Annotated in this window: 8 protein-coding genes and 4 pseudogenes; 8 read left to right on the forward strand and 4 right to left on the reverse strand. The window is 69.0% G+C overall.

The window, feature by feature from the left end; translation table 11 throughout:
* Positions 1 to 45: 45 nt before the first annotated feature.
* The 4 genes and pseudogenes from ACRRRO_RS14525 to ACRRRO_RS14540 form a co-directional block, all read right to left on the reverse strand.
* A pseudogene (locus ACRRRO_RS14525) lies at positions 46 to 2,197 on the reverse strand (dipeptide ABC transporter ATP-binding protein).
* Entirely contained in the window at positions 2,194 to 3,153 is a 960-nt protein-coding gene (locus tag ACRRRO_RS14530) for an ABC transporter permease (RefSeq protein ID WP_434080470.1), read from the reverse strand. Before ACRRRO_RS14530 ends, ACRRRO_RS14525 begins: the two are co-directional and overlap by 4 nt.
* 9 nt (positions 3,154 to 3,162) lie before the next feature.
* Positions 3,163 to 4,161 (reverse strand): ABC transporter permease, encoded by a 999-nt coding sequence (locus ACRRRO_RS14535; protein WP_424796896.1) that lies wholly within the window; start codon positions 4,159 to 4,161, stop codon positions 3,163 to 3,165.
* Between the two features lie 309 nt (positions 4,162 to 4,470).
* Positions 4,471 to 6,000: pseudogene (locus ACRRRO_RS14540) on the reverse strand (DUF885 domain-containing protein); the annotation flags it as partial.
* A 337-nt stretch (positions 6,001 to 6,337) separates the two neighbouring features.
* On the opposite strand from ACRRRO_RS14540, the pseudogene ACRRRO_RS14545 reads away from it, so the two are divergent.
* From ACRRRO_RS14545 to ACRRRO_RS14580, 8 genes and pseudogenes are all read left to right on the forward strand, one after another.
* Positions 6,338 to 7,244 (forward strand): annotated as a pseudogene (locus tag ACRRRO_RS14545) (dihydrodipicolinate synthase family protein).
* A gap of 58 nt (positions 7,245 to 7,302) precedes the next feature.
* The gene (locus ACRRRO_RS14550; RefSeq protein WP_424796899.1) at positions 7,303 to 8,304 is read left to right on the forward strand and encodes a proline racemase family protein; all 1,002 of its coding nucleotides are present in this window, start codon (positions 7,303 to 7,305) and stop codon (positions 8,302 to 8,304) included.
* Between the two features lie 91 nt (positions 8,305 to 8,395).
* Entirely contained in the window at positions 8,396 to 8,578 is a 183-nt protein-coding gene (locus ACRRRO_RS14555) for a hypothetical protein (RefSeq protein WP_434080471.1), read from the forward strand.
* Positions 8,578 to 8,973, forward strand: a pseudogene (locus tag ACRRRO_RS14560) (GntR family transcriptional regulator); the annotation flags it as partial. The gene ACRRRO_RS14555 and the pseudogene ACRRRO_RS14560, both read left to right, overlap by 1 nt.
* Positions 8,974 to 9,154: 181 nt before the next feature.
* Positions 9,155 to 10,357, forward strand: a complete 1,203-nt coding sequence (locus ACRRRO_RS14565; RefSeq protein WP_424796900.1) for an NAD(P)/FAD-dependent oxidoreductase — start codon at positions 9,155 to 9,157, stop codon at positions 10,355 to 10,357.
* Positions 10,357 to 10,677, forward strand: a complete 321-nt coding sequence (locus ACRRRO_RS14570) for a (2Fe-2S)-binding protein (protein WP_424787700.1) — start codon at positions 10,357 to 10,359, stop codon at positions 10,675 to 10,677. Before ACRRRO_RS14565 ends, ACRRRO_RS14570 begins: the two co-directional genes overlap by 1 nt.
* A complete protein-coding gene (locus ACRRRO_RS14575; protein WP_434080472.1) occupies positions 10,674 to 12,056 on the forward strand; it encodes an FAD-dependent oxidoreductase in 1,383 nt (460 codons plus the stop codon). The genes ACRRRO_RS14570 and ACRRRO_RS14575 overlap by 4 nt, the downstream gene beginning before the upstream one ends.
* 255 nt (positions 12,057 to 12,311) lie before the next feature.
* Positions 12,312 to 13,775 (forward strand): aldehyde dehydrogenase (NADP(+)), encoded by a 1,464-nt coding sequence (locus ACRRRO_RS14580; RefSeq protein ID WP_424796902.1) that lies wholly within the window; start codon positions 12,312 to 12,314, stop codon positions 13,773 to 13,775.
* Positions 13,776 to 13,884 lie beyond the last annotated feature (109 nt).

A 13,884-nucleotide genomic window follows, 5' to 3' on the forward strand; every position in this document is an offset into this window, starting at 1 on the left:
GCAAGTTGTCAGAATGAGTTATTCCTGCCTGCCGTCCCCCGGAGCTCAAACCCTTCCGCTGACCTTGGGCCCGTGAGCCACTGCTTCGATGAGGTCCTGCGGGTAGTGGCAGGCCACCCGCTGGTCCCGTTCATCGATGGGGTCCAGGGTGGGCTCGGTCTGTTCGCATGCGCTCTGCTTGTCTTCCGGGAGTAGTTGGTACAGCGGGCAGCGGGGGCGGAACCGACAACCCCCGGGCACGTCGGTGGGGGAGGGCAGGTCACCTTCCAGGACCAGGTGGGTGCGGTTCTTCTCCACCTGCGGGTCCGGAATCGGGATCGCCGAGAGCAACGCCTGGGTGTACGGGTGGCGGGGCCGTTCGAAGATCGTCTCCACATCGCCGATCTCGACGAACCTGCCCAGGTACATCACCGCGACCCGATCGGATATGTGCCGCACCACCGACAGGTCATGAGCCACCATGAGGTAGGACAGGCCCAACTCCGACTTCAGTCGCTGCAGCAGGTTGATCACCCCGGCCTGGATGGACACATCCAGCGCGGAGACCGGCTCGTCCAGCACGATCACCTTGGGATTCAGCGCCAGCGCCCGGGCGATACCGAGGCGTTGTCGCTGGCCTCCGGAGAAGGCGTTCGGGAACCGGTTGACGTAGTCGCGCTGCAGGCCGACGATCTCGAGCAACTCCAGGATCCGGGCCTTGATCCGATCCGGCCTCCATCCATGGGTTTCCATCGGTTCGGCCAGGATCTCGTACACCGTCTGGCGCGGAGACAGCGCCCCGACCGGGTCCTGGAAGACCATCTGGATGTCGGCCCGCAGGCTGCGTGGTGCCCGGTGGCGTCTCTTCGACCCCTCGATCACGGTGCCGTTGATCTCCAGCCGCACACCTTCGGCCGGGTCCATCTCCATGATCTCCAACAGCGTGGTGGTCTTACCCGACCCGGATTCACCCACGATGGAGAAGCACTCGGCCTCCCGGACATCGAAACTGACACCGTCCACCGCCCGGACGGTGCCCAGATGCCGTTTCAGCATCCGGCTGCGCAGTTCGAAACGGCGCTCCAGGTTGTCCGCAGCCAGCACCACCTCGCGCTCGGAGCGCGGCAGTTCCTCGATCTGCGAACGCGGCATCCGTTTGACTCCGTAGACCTCCTGGGCATCGGCGTGCACCGTCTCCTCCAGGCGCACGCAGGCGGCGCTGTGGTCGCTACCGGGTTCGATGGGGAGCAGGTCCGGCTCGCCCTGCTCGCACTTCTCGGTCGCGAGCGGGCATCGAGGGGCGAAGGTGCAACCGGTGGGCGGGTCGACCAGGTTCGGCGGTCGGCCGGGGATGGTGGCCAGGGCGTGCTCGGCGGAGACGTCCAGTCGTGGCACCGCCGCGATCAGCCCCATCGTGTAGGGCATCGAGGGATTGGCGAAGACCTCCTCGGTGCTGCCCTCCTCCACCGCCCGGCCGGCGTACATCACCAGCAGGTCATCGGCCAGGCCGGCCACCACACCGAGGTCGTGGGTGATCATGATGATTGCGGCGCCGGTCTCCCGGTGGGCGATCTTGAGCAGTTCCAGTACCTGGGCCTGCACGGTCACGTCCAGGGCGGTGGTGGGTTCATCGCAGATGATCACCGCGGGATCGTTGGCCATCGCGATCGCGATCATCACCCGCTGGCGCATCCCGCCGGAGAACTCGTGCGGGAAGGAGGTCATCCGCCCCTCGGGGTCGGGAATGCCGACCTTGGTGAGCAGTTCCACCGCCCGGGCCTCCCTGTCCTCCTTGGACATCTCCGGGTTGTGGTTCTTGATCGCATCGGTGATCTGGTGGCCGATCGACAGCACCGGGGTCAGTGAGGACAGCGGGTCCTGGAACACCATGGAGATGGTGTTCCCGCGGTGCTTGCTCATCTGCTTGTCCGACAGGCCCAGCACCGACTCACCGGCGAGGACGACCTCGCCGTCGACCTTGGCGTTGTCCGGGAGGAGTCCCATGATCGCCATCGATCGAGGTGACCGACTTGCCGGAGCCGGATTCACCCACGATGCCCAGCACCTGTCCCGGGTGCAGGTCGAAACTGACCCCGCGGACGGCGTGCACGGTGCCGGCCTCGGAGGGGAAGCGAACGTTCAGGTCCCGCACGCTCAGCACGGGCTCGTCAGTGCGCCGGGTCGTGGCGTCACCGGATCGGGTGGCGAAGGTACTCATGCTTTGGCCCTACCGCTGGCTTTGGATTCGGGGTCGAGCGCATCGCGCAGCCCGTCGTTGATCAGCGCCAGGGCGCCGACGATGAGCATGAACGCCAGCACCGGAGTCCAGAACATCCACGGCTGGGAGAACAGGTAGTTGCGGGCCTGGGCGATCATCAGCCCCAGGGATGTCTCCGGGACGGTGACCCCGATGCCCAGGAAGGACAGGCTGATCTCGGCCAGGATCGCGCCCCAGATGCTGGTGGTGGCATTGATGATGGCCAGGGAGGCCAGGTTCGGGGCCAGATGGCGCCAGACGATCCGCAGCGAGGGGACGCCCATGAACCGGGCCGCCTTCACGAACTCGCGGTCCACGAACGACAGCGCCATCCCGCGGATGAGACGGGCCGAGGACATCCAGCCGAACATCACCATGATGAAGGCCAGCAGCACCGGTCCACCGCCGCGGCCGGTCATGATGATCCCGATCAGGATGATCTGGGGGAACATGATGAGGGACTCGATCACCCACATCCAGCCGCGGTCCACCCAGCCGCCGAAGTAGGCCATCGCGGAACCGATGACCAGACTCATGAGCGGGGTCAGCAGTCCCACGACCAGGCCGATCATCAGGGAGGTCCGCGCGCCCTGGGCGAGCAGGGCGACCATGTCCACCCCGGCGGAGTTGGTGCCCAACCAGTGCTCGTCGCTGGGCGGGGAGCCGAGGGAGAGGAAGTCCTGCTGGGTGTAGTGCCACGGGGTGAGCAGGTGGCCGAAGAGTGCGAACGCTCCGATCAGGCCGAGCATGACCAGCCCGACGACGGCGAGCTTGTTGCGGAAGAACCGCTTCAGGATCAGCCGCTTCTTACCCAGTGGTTTGAAGTCGGCACCGAGGGGCTCGGTGGGGGCATCGTCGTGGGTGGGTACCTCGGCGCCGGTGCTGCGGGCGTTCTGGGTCGCGGACAGCGGAGTCATCGACATGGCTCAGAGCCTCACTCTCGGGTCGACGATCGAGGTGAACAGATCCGCCAGGAGGGCACCGATGGCGAAGATGACACAGCCGTAGAAGGTCATCAGCACGGTGGAGTTCACGTCGTGGGCGTGCAGGGCCCTGATGGACCAGGAGCCCAGACCGTCCCAGTTGAAGATCACCTCGGCGAAGATCGTGCCGGTGAACAGCGCCGGGATGGTGAAGGCCAGGGACTGGGCAGTGGGTACGAACGAGACCCGCAGGGCGTGCTTGCGGATCGCCTGGTTTCGGGTCAGGCCGGTGGCACGGGCGGTCCGCACGAAGTCGGCGTTGACGAAGTCCAGCAGGTACTGGCGCTGGGAGATCTGCATCGAGGCCCAGCCGAAGATGGTCATCGCCACCGTGGGGACGGCGTAGTGGGCGGCCATATCCACGATCTGGTTCCAGGTGCCCTCCACACCGATGCTGCGGAACCCGGTGACGTAGAAGATGCGCTCGCTGGATCGATCGTTGATCCAGATCGCCGCCCGCTGCACCAGCAGGTAGGCCACCGGGGTGGGTAGCACCATGGTCAGGTAGGAGTACCACGTGGTGACCCGGTCCCCGAGCTTGTACTGCCGGGCCGCGGAGAAGACGCCCAGCGCCACACCGAGGACGAAGGTCAGCACCGTGGCGGCCAGGGTGAGCTGGGTGGAGATCCACAGCCGGATCCCGAACTCGGAGTTCACGAACCCACCGCTCGGCGTGCGGCCCCAGTCCCAGTCGGTCAGGATCGCGGTCAGCCAGACCCAGTAGCGCTGGAACGCGTTCTGGTCGGGATCCAGGTCCAGACGGGCCAGGGTTTGCTGGACCCGTTCGTAACTGATCTCGGGGTCCATCTCGATGCCGCCCTGGGTATCCAGCATCTGCAGCGCCGGGTTGAAGAAGCTCACCGCGAGCAGGTAGGCCAGCGACGTGACCGCGATGGTCATGATCGAATAGCGGACGAACCGCATCCCGAGGAACTTCAGCATGGTCCCGTCCCCTTGCGGAGCCGCAGGATCCGAACCGGATTCATGCGTTCACAGTCCGTCATCGCTGTTCCTCGCTCTGCGTCTCGTCCATGGCGTGGCGCCTCGCTGCCCCCGTCACATTCGTAGAAATGTAACACATGCAATGTGCCATGTTACGTAGCCCAAACGGTCGGAGACTGCTGGCATCCTCGGCGCGCACGGACCGCTGCGTCCTCCACTCGGGCTGCGAAATGGCACGTACCATGTTAACGCTCACGTAAAGGGGCGTCACGTGAGTTTCCCGCTGCGGCCCCTCGGGGTGCGCCGCGCTCATGCGCGTGCGGCCCGGCGTTGTTCGATGAATCGCTCCATGTGCTCCTCGAAGACGGCCAGCGGCACACTGCCCAGCCCCAGCACGGTGTCGTGGAAGTCGCGGATGTCAAAGCCGGCGCCCAACTCGGCCTCGGCGCGTGCCCGCATCTTCTGGATGCTCAGCTGCCCCAGGTAGTAGGCGGCCGCCTGGCCCGGCCAGGCGATGTAGCGGTCGATCTCGGTGAGGATCTCGTGCTCGGCGATCGCGGTGTTCTCGCGCAGGAAGTCCTGGGCCTGCTCCCGGCTCCACCCCAGTGCGTGCATGCCGGGATCGACCACCAGACGGACCGCCCGCCACATCTGGAAGGACAGCATGCCCATCGTCTCGAAGGGCGTGGTGTACATGCCCATCTCCACCCCCAGCCGCTCGCAGTACAGCCCCCAGCCCTCACCGAAGGCGGACATGTACTGACGGCGGAAGTCCGGCAGATCGAGTTCCCGAGCCAGGGAGAGTTGGAAGGAGTGCCCCGGAGCGGACTCGTGCAGGGTCAGCGCCGGCAGGGAGTACAGCGGCCGGGCGGGCAGGTTGTAGGTGTTCAGGATGTAGGCATCCGGTGCCCCGCGCCCGAAGGTGTCGAACGGGGCGATGTCGGGCGGGGTCTGCACGATCGCGAACCGTTGATCGGGCAGACGGCCGAAGTAGCGGTGGATGACGCCGTCGAAGGCCTTGCAGGTGTAGGCGGCCTCGGCGATCAGTTGCCGGGGCGTGCTGGCGTAGAACTGCGCGTCGGCGCGCATGAAGGCGAGCATGCCGGCCACGTCGCCGGCGAAGCCGACCTCGGCAGCCACCTGCTCCATCTCGGCCCGGATCGCGCGTACGTGCTCCATGCCGATGTCGAAGATCTGCTGGGGGCTCAGGTCGGTGGTGGTGAACTCCCGCAACTGGGCGGCGTAGAAGGCCTCTCCCTCGGGCTGGTCGTGCGCGGCGATGCTCTCTGGCAGGTTCGGCAGGTACTCGGTGACCAGGAACTCCAGCAGTTCGGCATAGGCCGGCACCACCACCTCGCGCAGCAGCGCGGCAGCCTCCTGCTGCAACTCCTCCCGCACGGCGGCCTCGATCGCCTCGGGCAGGGTGCGCAGGGGCGCGAACAGGGCCAGCTCGGTGACATCGGCGGCCTGGGCGACGGCGCGGACCGGCTCCTCGCGCCCGGTCAGGGTGATCCGGGGCGGACCGAAGCCGCGGGCCAGCCCGGCGCGCATGTTCTCGGACTGCTGGGCGAAGTACCGCGGGATCTGGGCGAGCCGGCCCAGGTAGGTGCGGGCGTCGTCGTCGGTCATCAGCACCTGGCGCATCGCGCCGAAGGTGAGGTTGCGCCAGAACGCCGAATCGGCGTTCACCGGGCGCTCCCACAGTCGGAACCGCTGAGAAGCCACCAGCGTCTGCAGCTGCTGGGCGTAGACGTCGTAGTCGAGCCGTTCGGTCTCGGTGAGTTCGGAGCGCGGGATCCGTTCCAGTTCCACCAGGGTCTGCTCCCAGCGTTTGCCGGCGTCGCTCCTGGCTGGCCTCGTCGACCTGGGGCAGGAAGCCGACGACCTCGGTGGGCTGGGTCATCGTCAACGGGCCGAGTTCCCCGGTCCGCCAGGCCCACTCCTGGGTATAGAGGTCCCGCAACGCCTCGGCTGCACTGGTCGTGGTGCGATCCGGCTCGGTTGGGGGTGTGGAAGTCGTCATGATCAGTGCCTCATTGCGTCGCTGGGTCACGGTTGATCCCGCACTATACATCCAGTGCAATGTCACAGTTGACACTTGAAGACGATGTAGAGCACACTGGCGCCAGTGTGCAGAGGCCTTCTGCACGAACGTGGGATTCAGAGGAGACCTCTCATGAGTGAGCGCAAGCCCTGGCACGGTGTGATCGTCGCGACCACCCTGCCGTTCAAGGACGACCTGTCGGTGGATTACGACGCATACGGCGAGCACGTGCAGTTCCTTGCCGCGAACGGCTGCCACGGGGTCGCGCCGAACGGATCGCTCGCTGGGGGAGTACCAGACGCTGTCGGACGAAGAGCGCGCCCGGGTGGTCGAGACCGCCGTGGCCGCTGCACCGGAGGGCTTCGCCGTGATGCCCGGGGTGGGCGCCTACGGCGGCCTGCAGACCGAGAAGTGGGCCAACCAGGCGGCCGAGGCCGGCGCTCAGGCCGTGATGCTGCTGCCCCCGAACACCTACCGCGCCAACGATGACGAGGTGGTGGAGCACTTCCGCCTGGCCGCCAAGGCCGGTCTGCCGGTGGTGGGGTACAACAACCCGATCGACACCAAGGTGGACCTGACCCCCGAACTGATCGCCCGGATCCACAACGAGGGCAACATGGTGGGCGTCAAGGAGTTCTCCGGTGACGTGCGCCGCGCGTACGCGATCAAGGAGCTCAGCCCGCAGATGGACATCCTGATCGGCACCGACGACACCCTGCTGGAGACCGGCCTGGCCGGCGCGGTGGGCTGGGTGGCCGGCTACACCAACGCGATCCCGCAGACCACGGTGGAACTGTTCAACCTGTCCACCTCCGGCAAGGCCGAGGACCTCCTCAAGGCCCGTGAGATCTACACCGACCTGCACTCGCTGCTGCGGTGGGACACCAAGACCGAGTTCGTCCAGGCGATCAAACTCTCCATGGACATCTACGGTCTCAAGGGCGGCCCCACCCGTCCGCCGCGTGGTCCGCTGGCAGACTGGATGCGCAAGGGCATCACTGCCGACACCGAAGCGGCCCTGGCCAAGGGTTACAAGTAAGCCACCAGGCGCGGCGGAACCGCCAGGGACCGCGGCCCGGGACCACGAAGGAACACTCGTGAGAACCTCACACGTCTACCACGCCGTTGACTCACACACCGAGGGCATGCCCACGCGCGTGATCACCGGCGGGGTAGGCGTGTTCCCGGGTGCCACGATGGCCGAGCGGCGGCTCTGGTTCGCCGAGCACAACGACCACCTGCGCCGGCTGCTGATGCGCGAGCCGCGCGGGCACAGCGCGATGAGCGGGGCGATCCTGCAGCCGCCCACCCGCGACGACGCGGACTGGGGCGTGCTGTTCATCGAGGTGTCCGGTCTGTTGCCGATGTGCGGGCACGGCACGATCGGCGTGTGCACCGTGCTGGTGGAGACCGGCATGGTCGAGGTCACCGAACCGGTCACCACCATCCGGTTGGACACCCCGGCCGGCCTGGTGGTGGCGCAGGTCGCGGTGCAGGACGGTTCGGCCACCTCGGTGACGATCACCAACGTGCCCTCCTTCACGTTGCGCACCGGTGCGAGCGTGCAGGTTCCCGGCCTGGGCGAGGTCACCTACGACATGGCCTTCGGCGGCAACTTCTATGCCGTGGTGGAACTGGAAGACCTGGGCCTGCCGTTCGACCGGGCGGCCAAGGACGAACTGCTCTCCGCAGGGCTGGCCATCATGGCGGCGATCAACGAGACCGACGCCCCGGTGCATCCCACCCGCCCCGACATCACCGGATGCCACCACGTGTACCTGCAGGCCCCGGGCTCCACGGCGAAGCACTCCCGACACGCCATGGCTATCCACCCCGGGTGGTTCGACCGTTCCCCCTGCGGCACCGGTACCAGCGCCCGGATGGCGCAGCTGCACACCAAGGGGGAGTTGGCGCTGAACACGGACTTCGTGAACGAGTCCTTCATCGGCTCCCGCTTCGTGGGCCGGTTGACCGGGACCACGAAGGTCGGCGACGTGGACGCGGTGGTGCCCACCGTGACCGGCCGGGCCTGGATCACCGGGACTGCGCAGTACTTCCTGGATCCCTCCGACCCATATCCCGAAGGATTCGAGTTGTGACCGCGCTGTGCAATTGCGCCGATGTAGGCTACCGGCACACGGCTCACCGTTGAGTGTGTCGTTACCTATCAGTGACCAGCAGGAGACCACTATGACGTCGGCTCAGGACATTCCGCTCCACACGATCCAGCAGTACAAGAGCCTGCGCGCCAGCGTCACCGAGGCGCTGCGCACTGCCATCATCGTGGGGGCCTGGAGGAGGGCCGGCTCTACTCAGCGCCTGCGCTGGCCGAGCCGTTGGGGGTCTCCGCCACCCCGGTGCGCGAGGCCATGATGGACCTGGCCGGGGAGGGTTTGGTCATCTCGGTCAAGAACAAGGGGTTCCGGGTGACCGTGATGACCCCGCGTGACCTGGAGGAGATGGCCGAGGTACGCACGCTCCTGGAGGCCCCGGTGGTGCGCGACCTGGCCGGGACGATCCCGGCCCCGGACTACGCGAGCCTGCACCGGCTCGCCGACGAGGTCACCGCCGCTGCCGAGGCCGGGGACCTGCGCACCTACCTCAGCGGGGACCGGAAGTTCCACGCCGACCTGCTGCGCTGCTCCGGGAACACCCTGCTGGTGGAGCTGGCCACCCGGCTGCGCGGGCAGACCCGCCTGAAGGCCCTGCGCCCGCTGGCCGAGGCCGGCGTGCTGGTGGACTCCGCCCGCGAGCACACCCAGCTGCTGGAGCTGATGGAGGCCGGCGACGCGGCCGGCACCTACGACCTGATCGTGACCCACATCGGGCACGTCTCCCGGCTCTGGGCCCAGGGCGTGGGAAGCGAGCCGGCCGAGACCCCTGCGGCGTCCACGACCTCTGATACCGCCGCGGCCCTGATGGGGGGCCGGGCAGCGGCTCCGGGTGACGGTGGCCGACTCAGTGAACCCTGCGCAGGTCACCGCCGGGACCAGCGACGTCATCGTCATCGGCGCCGGCGCCGTCGGGGCCGCGGTCGCCTACTACAGCGCCCGGGCCGGGCTGTCGGTGACGGTGCTGGACCGCGGCCGCCCGGGAGGTGCCACGTCCTCGCGGTGCGAGGGCAACATCCTGGTCTCGGACAAGGAACGCGGGCCCGAACTGGACCTGGCGAACTTCTCGCTGTCGCTGTGGCACGGCGAACTCGCCGAGTTCGCGGACCTGTGGGAGTTCGAGGCCAAGGGCGGCATCATCGTGGCCTCCCGGGACTCCTCCATGGTCTCGTTGCAACGGGCGCTGCAGGCCCAGCGAAGCCACGGGATCCGGGTGCAGGACATCGACGTGGCGGCGTTGCGGGAGTTGGAACCGCACATCAGCGACGAGGCGGTCGGGGCAGCGTTCTACCCCGACGACTGCCAGGTGATGCCGATGCTGCTGACCGCACACCTGTTGCGGATGGCGGCCGGGTACGGGGCCAGCGTGGTCGCCGAGACCGAGGTGCACGGCTTCGTGCGGGACCGCGCCGAGCGCATCACCGGGGTGCGCACCACGCGCGGTACCTTCTCCGGGGCGGCGGTGGTCAATGCCGCCGGGCCGTGGTCGGCACAGGTGGCGCAGTTGGCCGGGGTGCACGTACCGGTGGCACCGCGGCGGGGCTATGTGCTGGTCACCGAACCACTGCCGCCGCGGGTCTTCCACAAGGTCTACGCAGCCGAGTACATCGACAACGTGGGTAGTTCGGACAGCGGGCTGCAGGCCTCGCCGGTGGTGGAGGGCACGCCCTCGGGCACCATCCTGGTGGGGTCCTCCCGCGAGCGGGTCGGGTTCGACGAGCGGCCCAACCCCGCGGCACTGGAACTGATCGCGGCGAACGCGCTGGCTCTGTTCCCCTTCCTGGCCGAGGTGCGCATCCTGCGCCACTACTTCGGATTCCGTCCCTACAGCCCCGATCACGTACCCGTCATCGGCCCGGATCAGCGTGCCGAGGGGCTGTGGCACGCGTGCGGGCACGAGGGCGCCGGGATCGGACTCTCGGTGGGTACCGGCAAACTCATCGCCCAGTCCCTCACCGCCCGCCCCGAGTTGGACCTGGCGCCGTTCGCTCCGCACCGCTTCGGCGCCGCCGCGGACGCCCACCACCAGGAGGCCTCCTGATGAGCCCGGATCGCGACCTCACCATCACCGTGGACGGGCAGGCGGTGCAGGTGCCACCGGGCCGCACGGTGGCGGCGGTCCTGATGGCCGAGACCGACCGGATGGCCTGGCGGCGCACCCGCTTCGCCGGGCAACCGCGCGGGCTGTTCTGCGGCATCGGGGTCTGCTTCGACTGCCTGGTCAGCATCGATGGGCGCCCGTCGATGCGCGCCTGCCTGGTGCAGGCGGCCGAGGGCATGGTGGTCCGGACCGGCACAGCCGACGACGACGGGGCCGCACCTCGCGAGGAGAGCGACGACCAGGGGAGCGGGCAGCCATGAGCGTTCAGACCGGCGACGGTTCCTACGCTGCCGACGTCGCCGTCGTCGGTGCCGGCCCGGCCGGGCTGGCCGCGGCCGATGCCGCGGCCCGGTCCGGTGCGCGGGTGCTGTTGATCGACGCTGCCCGCCAGTTCGGCGGGCAGTACTGGCGCCACGCCGACGAGGCGACCGAGACGGGCGACCCCTCGCGCTGGCACCACGGCTGGCGCACCTACACCGGCCTGGCCACCAACGTGCGCGCGGCGATCGATGCGGGGCAGGTGATCTACCGTCCCGGCACCCAGGTGTGGTCCATCACCCGCACCGACGGCGGCGCCGGGATGGTCGCACCGGGGTACCTCATCAGCACCGCGGCCGTCCCCGAAACCGCGCCCGCCACGGAAACCGGTCACGTCCGGGCACGCACGCTCATCCTGTGCCCGGGCGCCTATGACAAGCAGGTGCCGGTCCCCGGGTGGACGCTGCCCGGGGTGATGGCGGCCGGGGGAGTGCAGGCCTTCATCAAGACCCAGGGGGTGGCACCCGGCGCGCGCGTCTTCCTCGGGGGCACCGGTCCGTTCCTGCTCTCCGCGGCGGCCTCGGTGCTGCAAGCCGGGGCACAGGTGCGCGGGGTCGCCGAGGCAGCGGCCCTGCGTGGCTGGTTCCCGCGCGGCGTCACCGGCCTGGCGGTGCCATCGAAACTGAAGGAGGGTGTGGCCTACGCCGCCCTCCTGGCCCGCCACCGGGTGCCCTACCGCACCCGCACCGCCATCATCGGTGTCCACGGTCAGCACCGGGTTGAGGCCGTCACCATTGCCAAGGTGGACTCCCGCGGCAGCATCCGCCCGGGCAGTTCCCGGCGGATCGGGGGGATCGACGTCGTCGGTCTCGGCTGGGGCTTCACCCCGCAGGCCGAGTTGCTGCTGCAACTGGGCGCCCGCACCCGGGTGGACCTGGACGGTTCCCTGGTCGGAACGGTCGAGGAGGACCAGCGCAGTTCGGTCCCGGGACTGTTCCTGGCCGGGGAGATCACCGGCGTGGCCGGCGCGGCCGCGGCCGTTGCCGAGGGGCGGATCGCCGGAGCGTCGGCGGCGTCCCTGGCCCACGGCACCGTGATTGGCACCTCGCGCACGGACCGGCTGGTGCGCCGGCAGCACCGCGCCTTCGCCCGGGCGATGCATCGCGCGCACCCGCTGCCGCCGGCCTGGACCGACTGGTTGCAGGCGGACACCATCGTGTGCCGCTGCGAGGAGGTGCCGTGGAGCCGGGCCCGTGAGGCCGGTGACCAGTTGGGAGCCGCCGAACCACGCGGGCTGAAGGGCACCACCCGCATCGGCATGGGGCTGGTGCCAGGGGCGGATGTGCGCGCTCGCCGCGGTATGCGGAAGCCGGGCGCCTGAGGCCGCCGGCAGGGGTACCGGGAAGCACGGCGAGGGTGCGCCGGCAGCGAACGGGGGCGGCCCTCACCTTGCTGCGGGCGCCGCAACGGCGGATACTCGCGCTAGGCCCCCCGCTCATGACGCCCTGATCTCCACCGCGCGCCGCCCGGTCGCCATGCCCGTCACGTTCACCACGATGGCCGATTCCACCGCTGCGCCGCCCGCTCGGGAGCGCCGCGGATCCGACCCGCACTCGAATGCAACGAAGGAGCAGAGATGACAGCACCAGTCGCCAACTACCGAAGCACCACCGATCACGCCCAACTCGACCGAGTGCTGCAGGCTGCTGCCGTGGCTGCACCGGCGTGGTCGGCCATGAGCGCCGAGGACCGTGCCGGTGCCCTGGAAGGCGTGGCCGACGCCCTGGAGGGCGCCGGATCCGAACTGATCCCGGTGGGCATGCGTGAGACCAACCTCGCCGAGGGCCGCCTGCAGGGGGAGTTGAAGCGGACCGCCTTCCAGTTGCGGCTGTTTGCCGAGGTGGTGCGCGACGGCCGGCACCTGGACGTGCGCATCGACCACGCCGACGCCGACTGGCCGATGGGCGCCCCGCGCCCGGACCTGCGCCGGTACCTGCGTCCGATCGGGCCGGTGCTGGTGTTCTCCGCCTCGAACTTCCCGTTCGCCTTCTCCGTGGCCGGTGGCGACACCGCCTCGGCCCTGGCCGCCGGTAATCCGGTGGTGGTCAAGGCCCACTCCGGCCACCCCGAACTGTCCCGCATGACCGGCGACGTCGTCACCGAGGCGCTGCGCCGCGCGGGCGCGCCGGACGGTGTCTTCGCCGTGGTGTACGGGCGCGAGGCGGGCACCGCGGCGGTCCAGGACCGCCGCATCAAGGCCGCCGGGTTCACCGGGTCCATCCCCGGCGGGCGCGCCCTGTTCGACCTGGCCAACGCCCGTCCCGAGCCGATCCCGTTCTACGGCGAGCTGGGCAGCAACAACCCCGTCTTCGTCACCGAGGCCGCCGCGGCCGAGCGGGCCGATGAGATCGCCGAGGGCTTCATCGGCTCCTTCACCATGGGCACCGGCCAGTTCTGCACCAAGCCGGGCACCCTGTTCGTTCCGGTGGGCTCGGGCCTGGTGGAGAAACTCCAGACGGCCACGCTTCCGGCGGTGCACGACTTCCTGAACGAGGGGATCGGCAAGGGCCACGCGGAGTCGCTGAGCGAACTGAGCGGGCACCCGCAGGTCGAGGTGCTGGCACAGGGCCAGGACGGGCCGGAGGGCCAGGTTCCCACCCTGCTGCGCACCACCGCCGATGCGATGCTGGCCGACCCCGACGCGCTGCAGGCCGAGTGCTTCGGTCCCACCGCGTTGGTCGTGGAGTACGAGAACCTGGATCAGGCGGTGCAGGTGGCGCGCACCTACGGCGGCCAGCTCACCGCCGGGGTGTTCGGGCAGGACGACTGCCCCGTGCAGCCGCTGTTGGCGGTGCTGACCGAGATCGCCGGCCGGGTGATCTGGAACCAGTGGCCCACCGGGGTGTCGGTGACCTACGCCCAGCAGCACGGTGGCCCCTACCCGGCCACCACCGCGGTCGGTACCACCTCGGTGGGGACCGCGGCGATCAACCGGTTCCTGCGCCCGGTGGCCTACCAGAACCTGCCCCAGCACCTGCTGCCGGCCGAGTTGCAGGACGCCAACCCGCTCGGCCTGCCCCAGATGGTCGACGGGCAGTAACCCCAGCGCCCCCGGTTTCTCTCGCGCAGGTTCAGGATCGGACGGCCCGCGAAGCCGCGATTGTTCGGCTGTGGTTGGGGTTAGCCTCGATCAATGCTGACTTGGAAGG

Source organism: Sanguibacter sp. Z1732, assembly GCF_051020515.1.
Classification (GTDB): Bacteria; Actinomycetota; Actinomycetes; order Actinomycetales; family Beutenbergiaceae; genus CALKWS01.